The following is a 25,413-nucleotide window of genomic DNA, read 5'->3' as shown; positions in this document are numbered from 1 at the left end:
TATGCTGAAATGATTACAAACCTTAACCAAAACAACACAGCGAATTATTTATATAGGTGCGATTCTTGTTAGCTTATTAAGTTTTTGCCTTATTATTGCTTCCATAGCGCACGACGGTTATAATGAATTCGCAAAGGCTTTTTATATTTACAATAAGCAAGCAATTAATGACCCAAGGTGAGACGAGTTTTTAGAGTATTCTAAAAGTGCTAAATTAGACCCATCAATTGTTAGCAAAATAAAAGAAATTTATGGTGGAGTTTTCTACACTGAAACCGAAGAACAAAACGCACTAGGGTTCGGATTCTTTATTGCTACAATGACACTGCTTTTTGCTTTATGTTTAACCATAACGAGTTCATTAAGCTATGTAAGCATTGGACTTATTAAATATAACATTCATACAGCATACCGTGAAAATATGATACCGGAACACGAGTTCACTACTTTATGCAACATACTTGAAAGCATAGAAGCAAAAAAACACAACAAGAAAAAGGAAGAAATACAAATGCTGGACCAAGCTATATTAGAAGCGGAGGCAGGAGATGAAAATAACCCATTAGAATTTTTTAACTTAAATAAAAAACCGCTTACAGCTCGCAGTAAGAAAATTATGGTGATTCTTATTGTGTTTTGTATTATCTTGCTTTTTACCTTGCTTATGCTTATAATACCGTTCAAAGACGGAAGCACGCTAGAGATATTTATAAACGAGTTTAAAACGGAAAAATGAAATTCCGCAAATATTGCTAAATTTATAAGCGGGGTGAGTGTATGAATCTTTATAGCTTGAAATTTAACGCTTAAGATATCGCAAACCTTATTACACCGTAAATATAAAAAAATGATAACGCAAAGCCTTATAGAACACGGAGACCTAACATTAACCAAAGAAGAGATTAAGGAGAAAAAGAGCGAAATGTTAAAACAACTAACAAAAAACGAAGCTAAAATTGATAAGTTTATTAATTTATTAGTTGACGCACTAGCAAAAACAGCGCAAAGAGTGGATGCGAATACACTTTTCCAAATTAGGGAAATTTTACAAAGCTTAAGCTTAAAAGATAAAGACAAGAAAAAAGAAGTGACTAATTTATTAAAGAGTATTGGAGTTGATACTGATACAAAAGAAGTAAAAAATATTATTAATACTATTTAAGCACTTAAGGTGCTTTTTCTTTTAACTTTTATATTTTAGCAAGTACAATAATACTCCGCTAATTTTATTTTTTAAATTTTTTTAACAAATTTATTTTTTTTCCACGATATAATAGAATCGGGAGCAGTTATGGAAAAAGAAATTATCAAATATTTAAAATTTTGTAAATCTAAAAATCTAAATAACAAAACTATAAGGCTATATAAAGCAATTCTATACACTTATTTAAATAGTAAAAGCCTTGAAAATATGCTTAATATAATCAAAAGTAAAAAGCCAGGTACACAGTATATTTATAAGGCTGTATTAATAAACTTCTTAGAGTTCATACACGATAAAGAAAAAGCAAATAGAGCGAAATTATTTAAAAATGAAACCCAAGGTACTATTTACCGTAAAGTCTTAAGCAAAGAATACATTGAGTACCGTTTAAAAGAAAATACAACCGACGACGAAAAAACTAAATTTATAAAAAATTTATTCCTATTTATCTTTCAAACCGGTATAAGGGCTGATGAAATTAACCACATTGTAGAAAATAACGGCCACATTATAATAAAAGGTAAAGGTTCAAAATTTAGGGAAATTATTTACAAAAAAGAAACGTGAGCAAAAATTAAACCACTTTTATTTAAATATAAATGGATGCTGAGCTATCCTAATTTATTAAGATATATCAAAATTATTTTTAATGATAAAGAAGTCGGGGTTCATACTTTAAGAAGGTCGTTTGCGACCCATATGCTTATAGCTGGAGCTAACCCAAAAACAGTCCAAATGCAAATGGGACACACTGATATAAATACCACATATAAATATTTAAATTTAAGCTATAAAAAGAATGCTGAAGAATATAATAAATATATGTAATTACGATCAATTAAATATTACTATATAGTAATATAATAAACAAATAAAAACACCAGCTTATAGCTGGTTGACTACAAATTTAAGTTGTTGCAGTCCATTTTCTTCCACCTTTATCACTTTTAAATTAAGATGCTTATAAAGTTGTAGCACTTCGTCCTTAAAGTTGTTAAGGGTGGTTTTTTTGTTTCCTGCTTCTTCGCAGTAGTTTTTATAATCAGCATAAAGATCGCTAATGTTTTTATTAATTACAGCTTCTCCGCTTTCAAATTCACCCAGCTTAAATAATTGCGAGTGTTTAAAGAATAAAATAATATTATTATTGCTATCACTGTAATTTTTAAGTGTGTTTTGCGACTTCTCACAAAATGTAAAGCCTTGCTGTTGTCTTAAACGTTTAAGGCCGTCAAGTGCTAAAGAAAATAAAGCACTCATATTCTCACTGGTTAGCAATTTATCTAAAATATTTATATCTCTTTTACTTCCTTTGAAATCGTTGCTAAAGTTAGCAATTATAAAACGCCTAAAGAACCCATCGCTTTTCTCGCTTGTGCTTGGTAGTTTGTTAGCTGCGAATATGTTTTTTGCTCGGTTTCTAAAAGAAAAGATGTCCTTACCTTTGAATTCGGTACTCATCATATCTCCGGTGACTGCTTTTTTAAACTCCGCTGGCTCTTGGATGTGGTTTGTAGAAATATCTCCTCCGATATTAACCATTTTGTCCAGTAGTTGTGATGTCTTAAATCTTCTCTCGTAGTCTTCAAGGCTTAAATTACTTATATTTTCATCATTAAAGAAAAATTGTAAAACTTCCAAAAATGTACTCTTTCCATTACTTGCGGTAGGTCCATAAATTAAAAGGCTTTTTTGAAATTTTAAATCATAAGTTAAGCAATAGCCCACGAACTCGTAAAGCACCATAGCTAGTTGCTCGTCCCCATTACATACATCTAAAATAAAATTATTTATAAATTCAGTGTTTTTCCTATTGTTACTGTATCATACATTAATTTTATTTATTACAAAATAAACGGGGGAGAATGGTTTTGTTTCATATCTCAAGGTGTCAAATAAACAATCTTGCAGCGCTATTATATTTTTCTCCGGTTCTCTATCAGGAACAAGCGGATTAATTCTAAAGTTATTTATAATTTCATTTAGTTTCGGAATTCTTAAGTTAGGTAATAATTGATATATTAACCCCATAAGCCGGCTCTCATCTCTTACATAAATGTTTTTACGAGTATCATAAAAATAAACTTGGCTCGCATAGCGGGTAATATGGAACTCTTTAATACAAAAGGCTATAAACATATCAATTAAAAAGCGTCCCTTGCTGTCATATCATTCTTGTTGCTTAAGGTTAAAAAACTCGTCAAAATTGCTAAAGCAACCAGCTACTTCATTAAGTGGAAGCGGTGTAGCAAAAAAGTATTTATTAATTAAGTATAAAACGCTTTTTATTAGTTCCTTATTAAAGCCTTCACGCACTAAAAACGGTATGCGGTTGAAAAGGTTATCTCTCCTTGAGCCTTCTTGTAAATTGACCGGCGTTTTTAAATTAGTGTATTTATTTTCTTTGCTTAATGGTGTAAGTTCTTTAGGTAGTGTGTCAATATTTTCCCCATAGAATGAAATTCATTTCCTAAACTGTCCGTTTTTCTTAATAACTACATAAGCGTTATTGCTGGTCTTAATATCACAACGGATTCCGAGCGGTAGCATTGCGTCCACTTCATTTTTAAACTCTTTAGGGGCTTTAAATCAAAAATGGTGTCCCCGGTCCGTTTCCATAATATTAACAATTCAGCGTTCTTGCTTAATTAGTTGTATTAATCTCTCGCTAGCTTGTGGATCGTCTTTGTTGTCTATATCTATAACAATATAATTATTTTCCAGTATGATTCCCAAATTATTTTCGCTTTTACAGTTGCTAAAAATTTTCCAGTTGCTTTTATCTTTTATGCTTTTAAGTGGTGCTTTATTTTCTCCTAACACTAAAAAATTACTTTTTGCATAAAATTTTAAAACTTCGTCCACTGCTTGTTCCATTCTCTTTCTCCTTGCTTTCTTTTATGCTTTTTTAATATAACATTCACGGCATACTTCGTTATCTAAAATATACCGCACTACTGTTTCATTCATTAAACTATTACCACACAAAAAGCACTCAAAACTTTCTCCGGGGTACATTCTTGTAATATTCTCTTTTTTATTTTCTCCATATTTATACAAGTTTATACGGTTCGTTGCGATCTCTTCATAATAGTTATAATCTAGTTTAATATCTTGCGGGGTTAGTTTTCTTATATCACTGGTGATAATTGTATTTCTCTCGCTGCTTTGTGGTACTTTGTCTTTCTTTCATTCTCCATTAACCTTATAAGCCTTAAACACTGGCTCTCCGTCTAATGTGTAAAATATTCGTCACACCTTGCGGGGTTTTAGCAACTTATCCCCATAAAAGCTGTCCGTGTAATTACCATTCAAGGAATAAACAAATTGAAAACGGACCAGCTCCTTTTCTTGCTTCAGTGTCTCCATCACTGGTATATTTTTAACAAAATAATTAACAACGCACTTATCTATTATAGTTAAGTTATTATTTACCGCCCCTCTCACTGTGTGGTAAGTATCATTATCAAATTGCGCAGCATAGTATTTAACTTGCGCCCCCTTGGTTTTTAGTGAGTCGTCTTGTTTTATTAAAATGTAATTATTAACGTCTTTTTGTATGATTCTCTTATTTCATTCTCATTCTAAACTCATAAGGGTATTTTTTTCTCACAAGTCGCATAATTGCTTAATTTTTGTCTCATTCTCTTTGCTTGTTTTAAAGTAAATACCGTCAGTATTAACCTGTAAGAATTCACAATAAGGCGACAACATTACACTTAATAAGAAAATAATAAGCTGTCCGGTTATACAAATCGCTTGGCGTTGTCTCGGGTCTCATAGATCGTTGTTTATGTCATCCATAGCACCAAAAGGGCGAACAATCAAGTCTTTAAGGTATGCGGCTTTTATTTTGTCAACGTGTTTAATTTTAACCCGTTGGTTGAAAAGCTCCTGCATTTTTTTACTCATATCACGAGTGGCCCTAGACCCAAAATTATATTTAGCAATAAGTGCCCCGTAGTTGCTTGTAATATCAATAGTTATAATATTTTCGTCTTTAGTGCTTATATAATTCTCAACCGCACCGTGTAGTCCGCCACTAGCAAATTTTAGGTCCATATTTTGAAATTTAATACCGAACTCAATCTGCTTTTCTTCATAGCTGGCGGAATACTTTGTTTTATACTCCACGGACTCGAACTTTTCAATTATTCAAAAATATTGCGGAGCATACATTTTATAAAGTTGCTTAATGTTTTGCGGAGCTTCATATTTATATGTTTTGTATCTTGGTAATAAACTTTTATCCGCTTCAAAAATCTTGGCTGTGATTCTTGTGTTTGTTCTTGCTAAAAATTGTGTGGGTAATTTATAGTCGCTTATAAGGTTCATTTTTATAATAAGCTGGTCGATAAATTTAACAAGTAGCAAGGCGGTAATTTTAACGTCATAAGCATTATATTTTAATATGCTGTCTTTTTGTTGTTGTGTTAGTTCCTTATCATAATCAAAAGGGACATCGCTTTCTTCAATGCTAACTCCTAGGAATGCTTCGTACTTCTTTAAACTCATACGGGTTGGGCTTATTAGGTCGCTTACGTCAAAAGTTGCTACGGGTAATTTACTAGGTCGCATTCCCTTATATTCTCAAGGGGCTTTTTTCTCTTTTACTATTCATTGGCTTAAGTTGTAAGGATTCAGTCCTTGAAGCAACGCTTTTAAAATATAGTCATCATACCTTACATTATTAAAGCCACCAAGTATCCCTTTAATTTTGTATTTCATTACTTGTTGTAATGCTTTGTAATCATTATCAATTACAACGAGTTCAGCGGTTTTGATATTTAAAAATGTAATGCACCAATACTGTTTAAAAACTTCGATGTCATACACTCATACATCACACGGTATCCCTTTAACTTTATTTAGCTGCTCCTTCATTAAAATATTGCTCCTTTACTTCTTTAAATAGTGCTTCGAGTACATTAATAACAATACTATTCCCGCTTAACTTCATAAGGTCGTTCTCACTTAATAACTCACTATTAATTAGTTGCTGTGCTTTGTCTTTATCTAGTCCCATAAGTAAAAAGCGATCCATAGCATTTAAGTAAAAGCATTTTTTTAACTCATTAGAATAAAAAGTGGGGTAAGAATTGTTTAATGTTAAAGTTTGTAAAACTTTAGAAAATTCTAAAATATTAACCCGATTCTCACATTGAAATTTATATAACTTCATAGCATAATAAACATATAAATTATCTTTATTAAAAACTACCTTAAGGCTATTTTTATTCTCGTTTATATGTTTTGTTGCTGGTTGTTTTTCTTTTCTTGGTTGTGATAAGTCTATAAAGTGCTCCAGCGTTGTTTTAAGGCTGTTTTTAGCTAGTTTGCTAAAGTCAAAAGGGTTTTTATTTAGTTCCTTTAAAACACTCACCATAAAGCACCGTTTGCGGTTTTGTGGTACATTAAAATCACTAGCATTTAAAATTTCATAGCTAGAAGCATAACCTAGCTCGTCTAGTATGCTAATAATCTTTTTAAAATTATTTATATGTGTCTTATTTAATATAGCGTCTACATTCTCCATAATTAGAACTTTAGGTTTGTTTTTTGTGTTTTGTATAATTCTTATAACTTCTCACACAAGGCCGCTGCGTGTTTGCTTATCTTCGAACCCTTTGTGTTTTCCTTGTGTTGATATATCTTGGCACGGGAACGAGTATGTAAATATATCTACCCCGTCTTGTATATATTGCTCTTTAGTGATATCAGTACCATAATTAGAAACTCAATACTTTAAATATGGATAAATTTCTTTAAATCTCTTTTTATTAATGTTTCTAATATTAATTGGTTTTTTGCTATCACTTGAAAAAGTATAATTTTCTAATTCTTTATAAGCTTCTTCATAGTTTGTAAAACTGTAAGCACTTACATCCGCTTTCTCAAGTATTAAATTGCTAATAATTGCGGGGATATATCATTCCACCTTATTAATATGCTGTACTTTGATTCCTAAATTGCTTAAAGCGATCGCTTGCGAACTATAGCCAGCAAAAGCCTCATACAATTTAATTTTCATTAATAAACTTTTAAAAAGCCATCCACTCTCTCAAGGTTAAAATCTTCATAATAGTACCGGAAAAAATCAATCCAAAATTCTTTTAATTTAGTTCTTAAATAACCTCCGGACGCTTTTTGTATAAAATCACTTTTAAAAGTAAAGTCATTACAAAATACAAAAGTCTCTCCACTATTAATTCAGGCATCGTTCTCTCACTTGTCATCTCTCTTTCTACTTACAAGGAAAAAACTAAATTTATTTTTATCTACATTCTTAAAACTTAATTGGATAACTTGTACATCCTTATTAACTTTAAAAATTTTTATATGGTAATAAGTTTTTTTATATTCTTGCTGTGCTAGTTGCTCCAGTGCCCAAAAACAAAATTGTTTTTTTAATACGGCATTGCGTGAAGAATTTTCTAAATTCATATTATCGTTTTTATTTAATTCTAAATAATTAATTAATGCGTCCTTGGCTAGCATTCTTTTTCTCCTTTTTACTTTTTAAAACGTCGCTTTGGTATAAGTTTCATCTAATAACAACTTCGTCAAAACTTAACAGCCATACGGTTTTATTATCTCCGTTCATTAGTGGAAAACAAATCAGCTCCCCAGTATTCTTTTCAAATCTTACAAATATACGAACCCAGCTGTTCTTGTTTGCTTCTAATTGTCTTTTTATATCAGTTGGAAAAGATAAGCCTCATTTTAAAAGCTTTTTAACTTTTACAAATCTATTAAGATAACACCAGTCTTTAAATTTCATTATTTCCTTTTTAATTAATCAACGGGCAAAAATGCTTTTACCATCAATCTTACAAATATCTTTAGGAACTTGTCCCAGAATTTCGTACGGACTTGTAGTAGGGTCATAAGTAATACCAAAAGTAACTGGGACTGCTATTTCTCCGTCATAGTCTTTAGGTACATACTCTAGGTCCGCAATTTTTGCTATGTTTATAATATTAGTGTTATCTAATTTTCTAAATTCTTGTGGTTTCTTTTCTTTGATAAAGTTTCTTAATTTATAATCAATTTTAAGGTTGGTAAATCAATAACAAGCTACACGGATAATAGCTTTCTCGTTGTCATTATTATTATTATTATTATTATTATTATATTCAGCATACTTTAAAAAGTGGCTTGGCTTTGTGTAACCCGTTTTATAAATTAGGTTTTTACAATCTTCAAAAATATTAGTATAGTTCACGGATAAAATATTACCGATAACAATAAAAGCCCTATTATATTCTTTAAGGTAATCATACATTTTAAGCCATAAAGAAAACGGTGGGTTAGTTATAACAATATCACACCCAGCTAATATTTCTCTACATTCATTAGAAAACATATCACCGTCAAAATTTAAGGCTGTTTTTTTTATAGTCTCAAATATTATTATCTTCTCCACCACTATATTCATACTTATATGCTGGTGCTCCGTTCATATTTTTAAATGTTGCTATTAATTTTTTAATTCCAAAACGCTTAAAATTTTTATGTAAATATACTCAAAATTGGCTTGCTGTATTTTCGTTAACTTTTCCAAAAAGCTCCCTCTCTATCTCGTCGCACGGTAGCCATACAATTTTGTCCCTTAAAAAATTAGGGTCTTTTTTGTATCAAATTTCTAGCTCGTCGCTTACTACACTTAGCGGTGTATAAAACTCGTCAAATTTTCGTCTTTGCGCTCCTACTAGGTTTTTTTGAATTCCACCTTCTCCATACACATTAAACGCTTTGCTGTCTTGTCATTGTGCTTCGTCATTAACTTCTATATGGTTCCGGCTTTGATCGCTTTTTGCTTTTTGTAAGTCGTTAAAAATATCAAGTTCTTTCTCTTGTTGTGTGGTGTTATTATTATTAATATTAAATAAGTCGTCCACACTAAATCCAATCTCTTCTTTTCTTTCTTGCTTCATTACTTCCTTAAGGTGTTTGCTTTCTAGCTCCTTTTCACTTTTAAATTTTTTTAATTCTTTAAGGGTGATATTTTGATAAGTTTTGTCCCCTTTAATTACGTTGTCAACTCTTACAAGGACTCCGGTTTTTTCGTCTTTTAGGTCGTAAAGTGTATTAACTAATTCACGCTCGTTGGTGTAGCTTTTCCCGCATTCTTGTAAAAACTCGTCAAACTCTCTATGGTCTTTTTCAACTTTTCAGGCAAGTTTGTAAGCGTCATCAATGTAATATGTTTTTCTTACTTTTCTCCCTTTAAATTCTTCAGGTGTTAAAATTTCACAATGTACTTCGACAACTTTAAAACGTTCTCCCGGTTTTTCTACTGTCTTAATTTCTCCATCAATAATATAACCTTGATAATAACCGTCCGCTAATTTTTCGGGTTGTCAATTATTAATCTCTTCCACTCTCTTGTTTCAATCAGCTGCAAAATTAATCGCCATCTATTCTCCTTCTAATTCTTTAGTGACTTTATTTACTTGTATTGCGTCACCATAACTAATTAAATTTTTTATTAATGTTGTGCCCTTTAGGTTTTTCTCATATGCTGTAATTTCTTCAGGGCTTTTATATATGTTTGTAATTCTAGCTTTGCTAAATGCGTCCTGTGGCTGTGCTATATCTAAAATATATACTTGGCCGCTGTCGGCATCTTGCGCTATTATTTGTCTATATACTAGTCTCAAGTCTCCTCCAATGTGTTTTCGAACATTTTAAGGGTGTAGTCCCTTGCTTTGTTAAGTTGTTTATAAATCTCTTTTTCTATCGTGCTTTTACTTACTAGAAAAATATAAGAGCACTCTTTTTCTTGTCCTATTCGGTGTATTCTCTTAATGCTTTGTTTAAATAGCTCGCCGCTTAAAGTTGGTGAAAAATAAACTTGTAAATTGCTTATATTTTGTAACCCGTCAATCCCCCGCGCTCCAGCTTGGAACTGTATCAGTATAATACTACGACCACTATAAGCTAGTGCTTGGTCTAAATTATTACACTCACCGTTTATTTCAAAATAAGCAATTTCTAAAGCCTTAAGCATTTCTTTAATAAAGTGTAATTCCGCCTTATAGTTGTAGAATACTGTAATATTTTGCTGTGTGCTTATTATGATATTTTTAAGCACGTCAATTTTGCTGGTATTTAGCAAGTGAAAATTTCCGTCGTTGTCTTTTATAACTCCGCTAGCAAGTTGCCGGCAATAGTGTAAAAGGTTGATCGTGTTGTCCGCAATCATTTCATAGCCATCTTTAATTAAAACCCGCTGTTTTCTTATAGTGCTGTATTCTTCGCAAGTTTCTACTTCCATATAGTTTTCTACTTGCTCCGGCAATTTCATTACTTGCTTGGTACTTATAAAATAACTTTTTGCGTTTAATAATTCCATTAAATAATCGATATTTTTATAGCTGTTTATAATTCTAAAAACGTTAGTCTGCCCTCGTTTAGGTAGCACAGTAGCATAATTGCAAAAGCTGTCTAAAAAGTCAATATATTTAATATGTGGCTCAAGTGCTTTAAGTAAGTGAAGCTGTACAAATAGATTCTCGTAACCATTGCTAATGGGATCGCCACTTAACAATAAAACACGGTTAAAATTTTCGTTATTTTTTAGCATAATCTTACTTATTTTGCTTTTAGGGTTTTTTAATGCTTGGCTCTCGTCTATTATCATATTATGCTGTAGGCTTAAATTAATTTTTTCATTAGTCACTAAATTTCTAAAAGTTGGATAACTTACCACAATAATATAACCATTTTTTGTATCTACTTTTTCAAAATCAGCACTATTTTTTACCATATAAAAATTTTTAAAATTAAATTGTTGCGCCTCAGCATTTCAGTCTTTTACCTTATTAGCATCTACAATAATAAAGGTGCTTAATTTTTCCCCTAGCTTATCTCTTATAATTTTCAAATAGTACAACGCTGTAAAAGTTTTTCCCAGTCCCATATCTAGTCCCAGCAAGAACCTCTTATTTTGTACCGCCTTGTATATTCCTATTTTTTGAAAATCATAAAGCTCCTTATTTAACCGCATTCTCACTCCTTAAGCTGTTGCTTACTTATTGCTTCAAGTTCTTTAATTTCGTTGTCTTTTATCTTTTCGCATATATCTTTCCAGTTATTACAATCTACGAACAAATAAATAACGTTTTTGCTAAATTGTCGCGCTTTAGCCACTTGTAGCGGTGTTGGTTTGTTTAGTTTAAAGTCTCGCTTAATTTCTAAAGCATAAGCCCAAAACGAGTTAAAAACTCACAAATCAGCAAGCCCTGCGCCTTGTAGTGCATTAGCGAACAATTTAAAATAACTAATATTATTTTGCTTAAGATATTTTTTTATTCTTGTTTCAATTGCTTTTTCCGTGCTTGGATTCATTTATCACTCTTATAATAATGTACTCCAACCGGTGCCACTCTTTCAATTTCAAAAGCGGGGAATTGCGTTTTAATTGCTCCGTCCATTCTTTCAGCGTTTCGGTATTCAGTGCTTGATTGGTGTAGCAGCATAATTTTCCCCATTTCGTGGATGTGCTTTGTTAGTTTCTTCAGTAGCTCGAGTGCTTGCTGGTGGCTAAAGTGTCCAAAATCGCTAAATTGTATGGCTGTCTTATTATTTCGGTATACTTTTCTTTTTTGTGCTATGTGGTGGTTCACTTCCATAAGCATCATATGTGTATTATTAAAAATTTCCATCTCAGTCGTTTTTCTTCAGCTCCCACAATCAGTAAAAAATGCTACTTTTTCCTTGCTATTTTTAAACTTAATAACATAGCCATTATTAGCCAGGCTATTATGATTCACTTCAAAACACGTCACCTCCAGGTCCGAGTTCTCCCATTTATTTTCTCGCTCATTTAAAAATATAAATCTCCTAAAGTGTGCCTTAATTGTGCCGCTTGTGTCCTTAATTTTTAATAGCTCATAGCATTTCCTATTTATAAATATTTTAGCCTCTACATTTTGCTTTAAGAATGCTGTAAGGTACTTAGTATGGTCCTCGTGCTCGTGGCTAATAAATAAGTACTTCATAAGCCTTCACAGTAAATTAATTTTTGGCGTTTTGCTAAACGGGCTTATTCCGATATCTAGTCCAATATAATCTTTTTCGCTTTTAACAAGGTAGGCATTCCCTTTGCTACTACTTCCTAAAGATAATAGGTCCATACTATGCGTCCACCTTTGTTATTAAAAACTGGTTATCTCAAATGCTGCCTCAGTGTTCCAGTGTCTTTTTGTCTATATGCTCGGCGTTATCTAGTAAAATAAAGCACTCCATATTGTTTAAAGTTTGAAAAAGTTGCGATAATTGTATAGCCACCAGTGTTTGTGTGGAACTGTTTAAAGAATTAAACGGCACATTGTCTCAAGTTATATTGCATACGTCTTTGCCTGTATCATTAAACAATTCAACATTAAAGCCAAACCCTATACTTTTAAGCATTGTATTAATAAATTGCGCATATTTACTTGCTGTCTCATCAATATAAAAAGCATCATTATACAACTTTAAAAGCTTAAGGTTATTTTGCTCCCTTAAGGTAATAATCTCCCCCGCAAGTGTGTCTACTAATATATCAAGCACTCCGTGTTTTTTGTTTTCTTGTGCTTTTTGTTGTCTGTTATAAATTGCGGTGTCCACTTTATTAATAAAATAAGCTGGGAAGCCTCTTAACTCCATATTTTGCTGTATCTCTTTAATTTCCTTATTAATTTCTTTTTTAGCGTTTGCGGTGTTTCAATTCTCGCTTCTTAAGCTCAGCAGTGCCGCTGTGGAGTCTTTGTTAAGGCTATCAATAAAACGCCGCAAGTATCTCTTATTAAACGCATTTAAAAATAATCTTTTTTTAGCAACTGGTTCAAGTTCTATAAAGTACTGCGGCGAGATAATAGCAAGCAACAAGTCCGCGTCCACTCCAGTTAGTGCCTTTATTCTTTTAAAGTAATCCGTGCTAGTGTATGCTACATCATTAATAAAGTACTTACCGTCTTTATGTGCTAAATTAAACTCGTTGCCGTTTATTTCAAAAGTTAGCTCAATAACTGGTGGGAGCTCACTGTTTTTATTTTGCGGGTTTAATCTTTTCCCGTCTAGGCCTTTATTTACAAATAAATATGTAATTGCCTCCAGTGCTGTTGTTTTCCCTATCCCATTTTCTCCCTTATAAAATACTTCGGGCAGTTTTAGGTTGCTAATTTCTCCGCTGCTAAAGTGTGCTACTCCTTTAAAATTTTGAATCCAGTAATGTTTAATTTTTATATTATTCATTTTCTATTCCTTTAAAATAAAAGTACTTAAGATCGTCAATTTCCCAGAATGCGTACTTAATATATTCGTCTATATCTCGTTGGCTTATTAAGTGGCACTTAAATAAGTACATAACCCCGTTTCTTATTTTGTCGATGCTAATTGCTATAGTATTAAAATCATCCCCGAGTTCATTAAAAGCATTTAATACAGCTCTCTTATATTCTTCGTACGCTGCTGTTTCTTGCTTTGTTAGAATTTTATGTAGCTCGTTTTGTGGTGCGTCAATTTTTGCTTCTTTGTCCGTTGCGTTTATTTCATTCATAAGCTCGCTAAATTTTCTCCGGTCCACTTTAAGCACCACATATTTATATAGCGCTGTTTCTACTTTTATAATTTTGTTAAGTCATTGTGTGTTTGTTGCTTGCATCTTAAATTTCTCCTTTTAGTCATTTTATGTAGGCAAAATTGTTAAACTCTTTATTGTCGATAATTTCCTTAATTTCATAAAGTACACTTATTGCGCTTATAAAATAATAGTCGTGGTCAAAAATATTTTGCTCCATCATTCTTATAAGTTGTCCGAGTTGTTTGTGTGCGCTTTGTAGTTGTTTGAATTCTTCGTTTGTAGCTAAATAGTAAGCCCATATTTTCTTATTTAGTCTTTTAAGTGTTTGAATTCTTTTTTTAATGCTTGGTTTATCATTTAGCTTTAAAGCTGTGATATATTTTGTATATACTACTTCGCTATTAACATAAAAATATTCAAATAAGTTTCAGCATAATTCTTCGAACTTGTTTGTGTCGTTATTTTCATATGCTTGGTCTATTTTAATTTTTAGCCCTTGGAATCTTTGTTTGAAGTCTTCGCTTAATTCTCCAAAATTTAGTGCTAATTCATAAGCTGTGATTGCGCCTTTGTACTTTGTTTGAAGTGTTTTCATAAGTGCCTCTTTATGGTTATAATTTAAGTATGATAAATTGAAAATTCCCTTATATGTCAAAAGAATGATCTAATGCACGTCAAGCCCATTTAAGCCGTGAGCCTTATTGTGTCAAGTGCGGTACTACTTTAAATCTACAAGTCGACCACATAATCGAACATAATAACACACAGGCCTATTTTTTAGCTCAGGATAACCTCCAGACTCTATGTATTAAGTGTCACGGTTTAAAAACTTTTAAAACTCAAAAGCTCCGCAGCCTTAAGGTTGATAACAGCAAGAAAATCAAGCTGGTTTTTGCTTCGCCTCGTGGCCTTGTGGTAAGCGACTCTTGGATGTTTCTTAATGCTTATATTAATTTTTATCAAGTCGGTAATGTCATATATTTTTATTTTTCTAAAGCATTAGAAGACTATACATTTAAAGAAGTGGCGCTCATTATAGAATTTTTATGCTCATTCTTTTATTATGTTAAATATAGAATAGATAACATTGATTGCGAGCTAATCGCTAATCACTTAAGAAGCAAGCTCTTACGAGCCTAATTTTTTAATTTTTAATAGCATATTTTTCTCCTTTAATATTTTTATTTTTGTTATTCATATTTAAGATATTGTCCGCAAAACTTTAATGCGTAAGCTATGTTGATAACTTGGTATCATTTAGTGTAAACATATTTATAATTGAAAACGTTAACATTAAGTTCTAATAATTCAATCGCTTTTTTAACATAATCATCTTTATTTTCTACCGCTTTTAGGGTTGTTAAAATTTCTCTAGATAATTTAATAGATTCTTCAATTTCTTTACCGTATTCAACATTTAGCAAGTTTTTAATTGTTTTATTATTACGAGAATACAAAGCAAATAGCTCGTTTTTTCTTTTACCCATTCCACGTTTAACGGCGCGTTCGTCGTCTTCTATTTTATTTAGGTATTTTAATTCATTAGGTAGCTCTAAAATTTCACTAGCTACTGCGTATTCTTTTAACATATAATCGTGTGAGTTCATATAAGGTCCTTTTCAATTCTTTCTTTTTTATCGACTAAATTAAAGGCTTTTTATTCCCGATGTATGTTTAAATGATTAAATGCAGTTGAAAATAAATTACCTTATACTGCGATTGAAAAAATTAAGTCAACTAATAAATTTGTATATAACCACAAAACACATGTGTTAGGTGATGCTGCAAATCAATATACAAATCCATATTCAGAAGCAATAGATTTTACTGATATTAAAGATATTTATTTAGTAGCATCTGATTTTTGACCAACATATAACGCAAGTGGTAAAGAACTTGCTTCATGCTTCTTAACATTTGAAATTAATGATAAAGAAAATACATTTACATTTAAATTTAGATTAGCTAAAAAAGTAAACAGTAAATTTTATTGATCTACAAAAGCATTTAAAGTTACAGTGCCTTATGTAGCAAACCCTGCAGAGAAAGCAACTGAAAATAATACTTCTGAAGCTGAAAAATAGTACAAAAATTCCAGGGATGACCTGGAATGTTTTATTTATTTTCAATCGGTGTAGCTTTAATTAATACACCTAAGTTTTTAAATGGTTTAGGGTTTTGACCATATATGTTTTCATATAAGTTAGGGTAATCAATAAATGGATTTCTTCTACCGGTTTTATTTCATTTAGCAGTCTCATTATTTCTAGTTACATCAAAGGGATCAACTGGGTCTTGTTTGTCTCAATTAATGTATGTTTGTAGATAATGATTATTAATGTACGGTGCACTTGTGGTAAATACTTTTTGAGCATTGTCGGTTGCGGTAATTGATGAACCACCTAAATTTCGGTTTCCATATGTTACTGAGAAATATAAGTATGCTCTAGCAATATCTCCTTTGAATTCATCAATAGGTTCAAATACGGTATCACCAATTTTATTTTTTCCTAATTTAGAACCATTTAAAGATGATTTACCTCCAATAGAAACTATATCGTGTGGGAAGTTACTACGCATATTGTTTACTTTAACATCAGATGGTCAAACATGAATTGGATCATTTCTCATGTATCCAACTTTATTAAATCATGATTGTGGGATAACATGTTCTCTATTTGTTCCGTTTCCTTCACCTCCACCGCCTGAATAATTGTAATTGCGGTAGGTGTAAGGATCTTTACCATTTGGGTTTTCTGAGTAAATATCTAATAAAGTGTTATCTTTTTCATAATATAAATCTCTAAATGCTTTAGTTTGGTTATAAAATGATGTTAATCCATCATAACTTCCACCTTCTTTTTTACCAAATTGTAATTTGTTTAAAGCTTGCAGCAAGGCGCTTCCTTTTAATCCATCTAATTGCGCATAGTAGTTATTTGAACTATCATATTGATAATTAAATGAATTTGAAGCTTTAGAAGTTATATTAATTGGGCTAAGTATCTCTGGTGCAGTTGGATTAGAGACTTCTTCATTTTTTGGATTAGTGATTTCGCTAACTGCAGGTGTTTCTTCTTTTTCATCAGTAAAATCTAATTTAAATGTAGAAGTATAAACTAATTTAGAATAGTCAAATCCACCAGCAACTTTTTGAACTAATTTATAAGCAATTGTTACATTTAAATCTTTTTTGTTAAAAGTAAATGAAATTGAATTGTTTGGAATTTTTCTAGTTCTTTGTTGTTTTTTGTTTCCTTTGCCTTTATTTTTTGGTTTTGATGTAGTTTCTGGATTTTTATCATTAGCAAGTTGTAATCCTGCTGTATTGAAGTCTTTGTTTAAATCTCCTAAAGAAATAAAATTGTTTCAATCTTGTTTAATTACAATTTTGTTTCCTTTCCAGTCATACATAAGTGTTTTATTGTTTTTCATGTTATCAATAACTTTATTTTTTAAAGCTCCTGAGATTCTAGTTGAAACAATTGCGTTATTTCCGTCTTCAATACCTCAATCATCTAATATAGGATCGGCTTCATTAGCAATTTTTGGTAATGCGACTTTTAAAATAACATTTTTTTCACCAACTAATTTTTTATCGCTTCTATTATGAAGTTCAATCATTACGGTAACTAAACCTTCTTCAGTATTAGCCCCTAGATTAAATTCATAATCGTATTTTTCATCATCCACACCTAAAATTCTAATGTGTTGATTTTCGATTTTATCTGCTGTAAGAAGTTCAAAACCTTTTCTAATTTCAGCATTTACTTTAGATAATATATCTTCAATATTAACTGAAGGTTTTTCAGTTACTTCTGCTGGTTGTTTTCCTGGTTGAGGTTTAACTTCTACATCAACAGGACTAGGTTTTTCAGAAGGTTTTTTATCAGGTTGAGGTTGTGGTTTGTTATCTGGATTTGATATAGGTTTTGTATCCGCAGGTTGTTTTACTGGATTTGGTTGTGGTTTTTCATCAGCACCTGGTGTTGGTTGTTTTCCGGGTTGTGGTTTAGTAACTGGATTAGCTGGTTTAGGTTTTTCTGTGTCAGTTTTATCTTTTTTAGATCTAATAATTTGAATTTTTAAATCTAAATCCTTTGTTAATTCTGGGTGTAATTTAGCTTTAATTTTTAATTTGAGAGTAATAATATTATTTGCAATATCTTTTTTGATATTTTGGAAATCATATTGTTGCTTTTCATCATTGCTAGCTTTTAAGATTTCATCAAGTTCAAAATTATTTTTATCTGCATCGGCTTGAATGGTTTTGATACTTTGAATTCTAGCAATAAGTTTGTCAAATTCTTCTTTGCTGTTGTCTTTACTTGGACTACATTGCACAGTAGCAACAGGAATAAGGCTAACCCCCCCTGTAAGTAAAGTTAATAATATGCCTTTGAATTTATTCATAAGCTCTCCTTAAGTTGTTTTCTAACTTTATTCTATTCCTTTATAGACTACATAGTTCAAAAAGAGATTTTGTTCCACATTTTTTCATAAACTTCCACAATTTCCACAAATAAAAAAAGCAAGCAATAGCTTACTTATCAAGAAATTGTTCTAAAAATTGTGCTAATCCAGCTTCATCACAACTAATTGGAGTAATAATGTCAGCAACTTGTTTTAAATCTTCAACTGCATTTTGCATTGCTACTAAAGTTCCTACTTTTCCTTTAGTTGAAGCATCATTCATAGTATCCCCAATATGCATTGCATCTTTTGGAACAACATTAACTGATGCACAATATTTAACTTCAGCTTCACCTTTGGAACATTTTGGAGAGGTTATTTCTAGTAATTCGTTATGTTCGCCTGCAAAAGTTATATTTAATTTTCCTTTATATTTTTCTTGTAATATTTTTCCAAGTTTATGTGTTTTTTTAGTTGAAAAATTTCAAACTAAAGCTTTATAAATGTCAAAGTTATTTTGGAAAGAACTAAATTTTTGAGCATGACCTTTTCCGCCATATCCCATAAAATATCTCAACATTTTATTTTTGACATATGAAGAATTTGTTCCATCTGAATTTAATACTACATAATCAAAATCTTTCGCAATATCAGTGAATAATTCTTGCATTGTTTTTGCATCGATTGCTTCTTGATGAATTATTTTACCATCTTGAATTATTTGAGCTCCATTTCATGCAATATAGTTTAAAGGTAGTTGTAATTGTTTAATTATTTCTTCAGTTTTACTATTTACTCCTCTACCAGTTGAAACTACTATTGGTATTTGTTTGTTTAATTCTTTTACAGTATTTATGGTTTTTTGTGTTGGTCTTTTTTGTCAAATTTTTGCTGCGCTACCATCTAAAGCCGTCCCATCTAAATCAATAAAAATTATTTTAGGTTTATCCATATTTACTCCTTGCGATTTTTAAAAAATATGTTTATATTATAAACTCAAAGTTAAAGCAAATTTAAAAAAAGTTATTTAATACTGAAATATAGTGTTTTTAGTATTTTTTAAAAGTTATTAATAATATGAAAACATTTTCTTATTTTTATGCGGAAATGGAAACAAAAGCTTGGAAGTTATATAATAAAAATATAGGAGTAATTATTTGTCATTTATCTAACTAAAATGTTTGTTAATGAATGAGTAATTTTTCTATTTTAGATTTAAACTAGGAGAACATATGAGCAAGAAATTTTTTAAAAAATCTTTAACCTTAATTACTGGTGCTTCTTTTGCACTAGTACCATTTTGTGTAATTTCTGCAGAAAGTAATTCTGATGTTAATGATGATAATTCACAATTAACTACTGAGGAAATGGTTGAAAATATAAAAAAATTAATGGACATTGCTGCAACTAGACCATATCCATATACTTTTTATGTGTCGGAACAAGATCCTGCTTATCCTGATAATAAAAAAAAGAAAATTTATACCACACTTGCAAAGAAAGAAAATTATGATGCAACAATAAATCTAATCAAACAAGTTTTAGAAAAAGTACCTGAAAAAAATAAAAATTATTGATATAACAAATTTATAGAATTTTTCACAAGTGCAAATGAAATATATAAGTATCAAAATGTTTATGAATTAAAAAGTGAAATAAAAAAACAGATTAATAAACACCCTGAATATTCTGATGTTATAACAAAAAATAATGGAACTTCACTTAATTTGAAAACATGAGCTATCAATCAAAATATATCGGAAATTCAAAAATATTTACAAACTCTAGAAGTTAATATTAATGCTATAGTAAATCAAGTTAAAGATGCAAAACGAATTTTTGAAGGATTTCCACAATATTTTCCAAACCCTAATTCAATTGAAGCAATTGAAAATTGAAAAGCATTTACAGAAGAACAAAAAGAAGAATTAATCAATAAAATCCAAGAACAAGGACCGGGACTAAAACCTAAAGCTGCTAAAGAAATAATCGAAGAATGATTTAAACCAATTCAAGAAGCTAATAAAAAACAGCAAGAAGAAAATATTAAAAAATCATATTTAACCCAAAAAGATATAGATGATATTTTTGCTAAACAAAGTACATGAGAAGAAAAATTGGGTGCATATCCATTTAATGATGGTGAATATGAAAAAATCTTGACAGGAATCCAGGAAGTTGTAGATATTAAGAAGCCACTTGTTGACAAAATAAATGAATCAAATATTGACAAAAAGTATAAAGATGCTTTGATTAAATATCTTAATTCAAATACAGACACTGAAGAGTTAAAGAAAATCCAACCTACTGTTTCTCAATTATTAGATCAAGTTCAAAAAGCAATCGATCCAACTATTGCTAACAGGGTTTCTAAGTTAAATGAAGATGATTCCACAGCTGTAAAAGCGCAACAAACTAAAATTGATGAGCTTTTAAAATCACTAAATAATTTAAAATATTCAGATGCTGAAAAATTAATTACTGATTTAACTGAAGCTAATACAAAAATAGCAAATACATTAGATTTTGCAGAAGAAATTCAAAACTTGTTAAATGATTTTAAAACCAATTATCCTAACATTTCATTATCTAAGTCTAGAATCACTACAGCAAAAGATGAAATTAAAAAATGTAACAATATTTCTGAATTAAATACATTAAAAGAAAAATTAGCAACTTTAGAAAGATCAATTGCTGATTTAAAAGCAAAATATGATACCACAAGCAAAAATATTAAAGATAATGTATTTGATTATGAAATCGGTATGCCTGATGTAAAAACTCAATTAGATACATTAATGACTACAATTAATTCAGATCTTACAACAAATAGCTCATTAGATAGTGGTGTATATCAAGGTGATTTAACTGAATTAAACAGTACTTGAAATAACCTTAATGCTTTAAACAATATGTATGATTATCAATTTAAACTTAGGCAAGCATTAATGAATGCAAAGAATTTAACCCAAAAGCAAAGAGATGCAATTGCCGGAAGTAAAGATGGATGAGTAGATCCGAATTCGGAACAAAATTTAGAAAAAAATAAAAGAGCAGTAACTCAATATGAATCTTATGTAAATCAAATTGATACATTAAATAATTTAATGGGAGAATTAAAAAGCGCTTTAGAATCAGCTGAAACCAAAATGCAAACAGATGATTATTTAGCAGCTAGCGAAGGTGATGATAACAACCCTGGTGTTAAAAAACAATTCCTTAAAGCTGTTAATGATGCTAAAGCTGTAATAGATGATAAAAATTATTCTGTCATAGATCCGGAAACAATTCAATCATTAATTGATGCATTTAATGTAAACCTAGATGGTCAAGACAATTTAAATCAACTTAGAAATAATTTAATTAGTAAAATAAATTCTTCACACTTAAATGATGCACAGCAAAAAACTTTAGTAGACGAAGTTAAAAGTGCTACATATAATGGTTTAACAGCTGTAGAAACTAAGTTTACTAACTTAAATACAGCAATGGAAGGATTAGATAAATACCTACAAACAATTCCTAGTGATATTAAAAGCCAAATTAAATACAGCTGAGCAAATAATAAAGAAACATTTGATGGTGCATTTAAAACTGCTAATGATTTAGTTAAAGCTTCTGGAGATGATATTCAAAATCCTGAAACTATTAACGGATACAAGACAGCATTAGAAAAAGCTTATGGTGATTTAAATGGTGAAGCTAATTTACAAAATGCTAGAGAAGCTGCTAACAAACAAATAGAAGTTTTAGATACATTATCACAAGCGCAAAAAGATCACTTTACAGGTTTAGTAAACCAAAAAACTACTCAAGCTGATATTGATGCTCAAGTAACTGTAGCACAAGCATTAAAAACCGATATTGAGGCATTAAAAACAGTGCTTGCAGATGCTAAAAAAGCTCAAAGTTCTCCTAACTATTTAAATTCTTCACAAGACAATAAAACAGCTGTAGTTAATGCTATTACTGCTGCTGAAGATTTAATTAATGCATTAAACTCAACAAACCCAGAAGATTTCACTGGTGCAAAAAGCACATTAGAAACAGCTTTAGGAAAATTAAATGGGGATAAATTACTTGCAGATGCTAAAAATGCATTAAAAGCAAAAATTAATACTTCAAATTTAAATGATGCTCAAAAAACTACATTAATTGCAAAAGTTTATTCTGCTGATGTTACTACACTAGAAGGCGTTTCTGCTATAGAAACTAAGTTTACGGACTTAAATACAGCAATGCAAGGATTAGATAATTACCTAAAAACAATTCCTAGTGATATTAAAAATCAAGTTAAATACAGCTGAGCAAATAATAAAGAAACATTTGATGGTGCATTTAAAACTGCTAATGATGTAGTTAAAGCTTCTGGAGATGATATTCAAAATCCTGAAACTATTAATGGATACAAGACAGCATTAGAAAAAGCTTATGGTGCTTTAAATGGTGAAACTAATTTACAAAATGCTAGAGAAGCTGCTAACAAACAAATAGAAGCTTTAGATACACTATCACAAACACAAAAAGATCACTTTAAAGGTTTAGTAAATCAAAAAACTACTCAAACTGATATTGATGCTCAAGTAACTGCAGCACAAGCATTAAAAACCGATATTGAGGCATTAAAAACAGCACTTGCAGATGCTAAAAAAGCTCAAAATTCTTCAAACTATTTAAATTCTTCAAGTGATAAGAAAACAGATGTGGATAATGCTATTAAGGCTGCTGAAGATTTACTTAAGGCATTAAGTTCACCAAACCCAGAAGATTTCACTGGTGCAAAAAGCACATTAGAAAGCGCTTTAGGAAAATTAAATGGAGATAAATTACTCGCAGATGCTAAAAATGCATTAAAAGCTAAAATTAATGCTTCAAGTTTAAACGATAAACAAAAAGCTACATTAATTGATAAAGTTGATTCTGCTGATGTTACTACACTAGAAGGTGTTTCTGCTATAGAAACTAAGTTTACTGACTTAAATACAGCAATGCAAGGATTAGATACTTATCTAAAAACAATTCCTAGTGATATTAAAAATCAAGTTAAATACAGCTGAGCAAATAATAAAGAAGCATTTGATGGTGCATTTAAAACTGCTAATGATGTAGTTAAAGCTTCTGGAGATGATATTCAAAATCCTGAAACTATTAATGGATACAAGACAGCATTAGAAAAAGCTTATGGTGCTTTAAATGGTGAAACTAATTTACAAAATGCTAGAGAAGCTGCTAACAAACAAATAGAAGCTTTAGATACACTATCACAAACACAAAAAGATCACTTTAAAGGTTTAGTAAATCAAAAAACTACTCAAACTGATATTGATGCACAAATTAGTGCTGCACAATCATTAAAAACTGATATCCAATCATTAAAAACAGCGCTTGCAGATGCTAAAAAAGCTCAAAATTCTTCAAACTATTTAAATTCTTCAAGTGATAAGAAAACAGCTGTAGTTAATGCTATTACTGCTGCTGAAGATTTAATTAATGCATTAAACTCAACAAACCCAGAAGATTTCACTGGTGCAAAAAGCGCATTAGAAAAAGCTTTAGGAAAATTAAATGGGGATAAATTACTCGCAGATGCTAAAAATGCATTAAAAGAAAAAATTAATACTTCAAGCTTAAATGATAAACAAAAAGCTACATTAATTGATAAAGTTGATTCTGCTGATGTTGCTACACTAGAAGGTGTTTCTGCTATAGAAACAGAGTTTAATAACTTAAATACAGCAATGCAAAAGCTTCAAAAAGCAATTAAAGCTAATGAAAATACCAAAAATACAGATGCTTACAAATATGCTTCAAATACAGAAGGATTTGATAAAGCCTTACAAAATGCAATTGATGCTGTAGCGGCTAATAGGAATGATTTAAACCTAGGTGAAGTTGATAAATTAACTAATGCATTAAATGCAAGTTCACAAGCTCTTAATGGTTTAAACCAAAATGCTATTAAATCAATCCAAGCTTCATTACTTTCACCTCAAGAAAAAGAAACTAACATAGCAAAACTTAATAATAAAGTATTTAATAAAGATGAAATAGATGCTTTATACAATGAATTACTTCCTAAATCAAAACAAGTAGCAGTTGACAAAATTAATACATTAAGTCCTATGCTATTAGCTCAAAAGAATCAATTTATTCAAAGTATAAATGATGCAAGCATGCTAAATGATTTAGATAAAGCTTTTGATAAAAATGTTCAAGATATACTTGCTCAAGCTCAAGAATCAAAAACAGGACTTGATTCAATTCTGAATAATATTCAAAACTTAAATAATCTTAATAAACAAGAAAAAGAAGCTTTAAAAGCAAATATTTTAGCTGCTAATAACTTAACTGATGCAAATAATATACTACAAAGTGCTACAGCCTTAAATCAAGCTTTAGGAGATGTAATTGTTGACTTAAACAACTATGCTGCAGGGCAAGATGGTACAAAAGTACAAAATGATATTAAATCAATCCAAGATAATGTAATTAAACAAGGAGAACAAGTAATTTCTCAACCACAAGATTACACAAATATCTATGATGCAATTACTGAAATTCAAGCTTTAGAAAACCTTTTAAACTCATATAAAGCTTCAAATGTTTCTGCTGTTGATTACAATAGTAAGAAATCAGCATTACAACAAGCTTTAACTAATGCAGCAACAACCTTAAATAAATTAAAAAATATTTCTGCAACAGCTTTAGAAGCTCTTAAAACTTCACAAAGTGATAAATTAAATCAATTGATTACAGAAGGAACTAATGTTATATCATTAGTTGAATCTATTAACCAAAAAGATGAAACAAATGCTCAAAGTTCAATTGATAACTTAATACGTGGTAATGTTAATAAAACAGCTTATAACAATTTAAAACAAGCTCTTGATTCAAACAAATACTTCAAAGTAATTGAAAGCAACAAATCAAGCAAAGAAGAAATTAAACAATTAAAAGACTCAATTCAAGCCTTAAATGTTCCTGAAGTAGTTAAATCAGCTTTACTTAAGAATATTGCTGATTTAAACCCAGCAACAAAATTTGCATGATGAATCTATGTAACAATTGTTTCAGCACTTTCATTCACAGCTGCAATGCTTATGATTTGTTTTAGACCTAAGAAAAAATAAGATTTTCGCCAACTGTAAAGTTGGCTTTTTATTGCTTATTCATAATGCTGGAAGTATTTTCCTGAATACTAAATATTTGCAAAATAATGAATTAA

Annotated in this window: 21 protein-coding genes; 5 read left to right on the top strand and 16 right to left on the bottom strand. The window is 30.4% G+C overall.

The features are described 5' to 3' along the window. The first annotated feature begins 1 nt into the window (after window position 1). Complete coding sequence (locus Q8852_RS03060) at window positions 2–1,162, top strand: hypothetical protein (RefSeq protein ID WP_305937713.1); 1,161 nt, start codon at window positions 2–4, stop codon at window positions 1,160–1,162. A 129-nt stretch (window positions 1,163–1,291) separates the two neighbouring features. Further along, entirely contained in the window at window positions 1,292–2,032 is a 741-nt protein-coding gene (locus Q8852_RS03055) for a tyrosine-type recombinase/integrase (RefSeq protein ID WP_305937712.1), read from the top strand. 57 nt (window positions 2,033–2,089) lie between these two features. Here the strand turns inward: Q8852_RS03055 and Q8852_RS03050 are convergent, their stop codons facing one another. From Q8852_RS03050 to Q8852_RS02990, 13 genes are read right to left on the bottom strand one after another with little or no spacing between them, the layout of a single operon-like run. Next, window positions 2,090–4,081 carry a phage/plasmid primase, P4 family gene (locus Q8852_RS03050; RefSeq protein WP_305937711.1) on the bottom strand — a complete coding sequence of 664 codons (1,992 nt, stop codon included), beginning with the start codon at window positions 4,079–4,081 and terminating at the stop codon, window positions 2,090–2,092. A gap of 21 nt (window positions 4,082–4,102) precedes the next feature. Continuing rightward, entirely contained in the window at window positions 4,103–6,088 is a 1,986-nt protein-coding gene (locus tag Q8852_RS03045) for a hypothetical protein (RefSeq protein ID WP_305937710.1), read from the bottom strand. Next, the gene (dcm, locus tag Q8852_RS03040; protein WP_305937709.1) at window positions 6,069–7,235 is read right to left on the bottom strand and encodes a DNA (cytosine-5-)-methyltransferase; all 1,167 of its coding nucleotides are present in this window, start codon (window positions 7,233–7,235) and stop codon (window positions 6,069–6,071) included. Before dcm ends, Q8852_RS03045 begins: the two co-directional genes overlap by 20 nt. Next, the gene (locus tag Q8852_RS03035) at window positions 7,235–7,648 is read right to left on the bottom strand and encodes a hypothetical protein (protein WP_305937708.1); all 414 of its coding nucleotides are present in this window, start codon (window positions 7,646–7,648) and stop codon (window positions 7,235–7,237) included. Before Q8852_RS03035 ends, dcm begins: the two co-directional genes overlap by 1 nt. Window positions 7,649–7,676: 28 nt before the next feature. Next, a complete protein-coding gene (locus tag Q8852_RS03030) occupies window positions 7,677–8,570 on the bottom strand; it encodes an adenine-specific methyltransferase EcoRI family protein (RefSeq protein ID WP_305937707.1) in 894 nt (297 codons plus the stop codon). Beyond that, window positions 8,560–9,624 carry an adenine-specific methyltransferase EcoRI family protein gene (locus Q8852_RS03025; protein WP_305937706.1) on the bottom strand — a complete coding sequence of 355 codons (1,065 nt, stop codon included), beginning with the start codon at window positions 9,622–9,624 and terminating at the stop codon, window positions 8,560–8,562. The genes Q8852_RS03030 and Q8852_RS03025 overlap by 11 nt, the downstream gene beginning before the upstream one ends. Beyond that, window positions 9,625–9,867 carry a hypothetical protein gene (locus Q8852_RS03020; RefSeq protein WP_305937705.1) on the bottom strand — a complete coding sequence of 81 codons (243 nt, stop codon included), beginning with the start codon at window positions 9,865–9,867 and terminating at the stop codon, window positions 9,625–9,627. Beyond that, window positions 9,858–11,216: an SNF2-related protein gene (locus Q8852_RS03015; protein WP_305937704.1), complete on the bottom strand. Its 1,359-nt coding sequence runs from the start codon at window positions 11,214–11,216 to the stop codon at window positions 9,858–9,860. The genes Q8852_RS03020 and Q8852_RS03015 overlap by 10 nt, the downstream gene beginning before the upstream one ends. Next, on the bottom strand, window positions 11,207–11,557 hold the full coding sequence (locus Q8852_RS03010) for a hypothetical protein (RefSeq protein WP_305937703.1): 351 nt from the start codon (window positions 11,555–11,557) through the stop codon (window positions 11,207–11,209). The genes Q8852_RS03015 and Q8852_RS03010 overlap by 10 nt, the downstream gene beginning before the upstream one ends. Then, entirely contained in the window at window positions 11,518–12,345 is an 828-nt protein-coding gene (locus Q8852_RS03005) for an MBL fold metallo-hydrolase (protein WP_305937702.1), read from the bottom strand. The genes Q8852_RS03010 and Q8852_RS03005 overlap by 40 nt, the downstream gene beginning before the upstream one ends. Window position 12,346: 1 nt before the next feature. After that, the gene (locus Q8852_RS03000; protein WP_305937701.1) at window positions 12,347–13,447 is read right to left on the bottom strand and encodes an AAA family ATPase; all 1,101 of its coding nucleotides are present in this window, start codon (window positions 13,445–13,447) and stop codon (window positions 12,347–12,349) included. Beyond that, window positions 13,440–13,856 carry a hypothetical protein gene (locus Q8852_RS02995; RefSeq protein ID WP_305937700.1) on the bottom strand — a complete coding sequence of 139 codons (417 nt, stop codon included), beginning with the start codon at window positions 13,854–13,856 and terminating at the stop codon, window positions 13,440–13,442. The genes Q8852_RS03000 and Q8852_RS02995 overlap by 8 nt, the downstream gene beginning before the upstream one ends. Before the next feature lies 1 nt (window position 13,857). Further along, on the bottom strand, window positions 13,858–14,370 hold the full coding sequence (locus tag Q8852_RS02990) for a hypothetical protein (RefSeq protein WP_305937699.1): 513 nt from the start codon (window positions 14,368–14,370) through the stop codon (window positions 13,858–13,860). Window positions 14,371–14,423: 53 nt separating this feature from the next. Between Q8852_RS02990 and Q8852_RS02985 the strand changes: the two genes are divergently transcribed. Further along, a complete protein-coding gene (locus Q8852_RS02985) occupies window positions 14,424–14,915 on the top strand; it encodes an HNH endonuclease signature motif containing protein (RefSeq protein ID WP_305937698.1) in 492 nt (163 codons plus the stop codon). Window positions 14,916–14,965: 50 nt separating this feature from the next. On the opposite strand, the gene Q8852_RS02980 is transcribed toward Q8852_RS02985, so the two are convergent. Continuing rightward, window positions 14,966–15,382 (bottom strand): hypothetical protein, encoded by a 417-nt coding sequence (locus Q8852_RS02980; RefSeq protein ID WP_305937697.1) that lies wholly within the window; start codon window positions 15,380–15,382, stop codon window positions 14,966–14,968. 63 nt (window positions 15,383–15,445) lie between these two features. Here Q8852_RS02980 and Q8852_RS02975 point away from each other — a divergent pair, with 63 nt between their 5' ends. Beyond that, window positions 15,446–15,859 carry a hypothetical protein gene (locus tag Q8852_RS02975; RefSeq protein ID WP_305937696.1) on the top strand — a complete coding sequence of 138 codons (414 nt, stop codon included), beginning with the start codon at window positions 15,446–15,448 and terminating at the stop codon, window positions 15,857–15,859. 31 nt (window positions 15,860–15,890) lie between these two features. On the opposite strand, the gene Q8852_RS02970 is transcribed toward Q8852_RS02975, so the two are convergent. Continuing rightward, window positions 15,891–18,188, bottom strand: coding sequence for an endonuclease (locus Q8852_RS02970; protein WP_305937695.1), 2,298 nt, complete (start codon window positions 18,186–18,188; stop codon window positions 15,891–15,893). Between the two features lie 130 nt (window positions 18,189–18,318). Then, on the bottom strand, window positions 18,319–19,140 hold the full coding sequence (locus tag Q8852_RS02965) for an HAD-IIB family hydrolase (protein ID WP_305937694.1): 822 nt from the start codon (window positions 19,138–19,140) through the stop codon (window positions 18,319–18,321). A 280-nt stretch (window positions 19,141–19,420) separates the two neighbouring features. Between Q8852_RS02965 and Q8852_RS02960 the strand changes: the two genes are divergently transcribed. Continuing rightward, complete coding sequence (locus tag Q8852_RS02960) at window positions 19,421–25,318, top strand: hypothetical protein (RefSeq protein WP_305937693.1); 5,898 nt, start codon at window positions 19,421–19,423, stop codon at window positions 25,316–25,318. Window positions 25,319–25,413: the final 95 nt, after the last annotated feature.

Origin of the sequence: Mycoplasma seminis (assembly GCF_030718845.1) — a bacterium.
GTDB lineage: Bacteria > Bacillota_I > Bacilli_A > Mycoplasmatales > Metamycoplasmataceae > Mycoplasmopsis > Mycoplasmopsis seminis.
The sequence above is the reverse complement of the archived record's forward strand: the minus strand, read 5'-3'. Positions and strand labels throughout refer to the sequence as shown.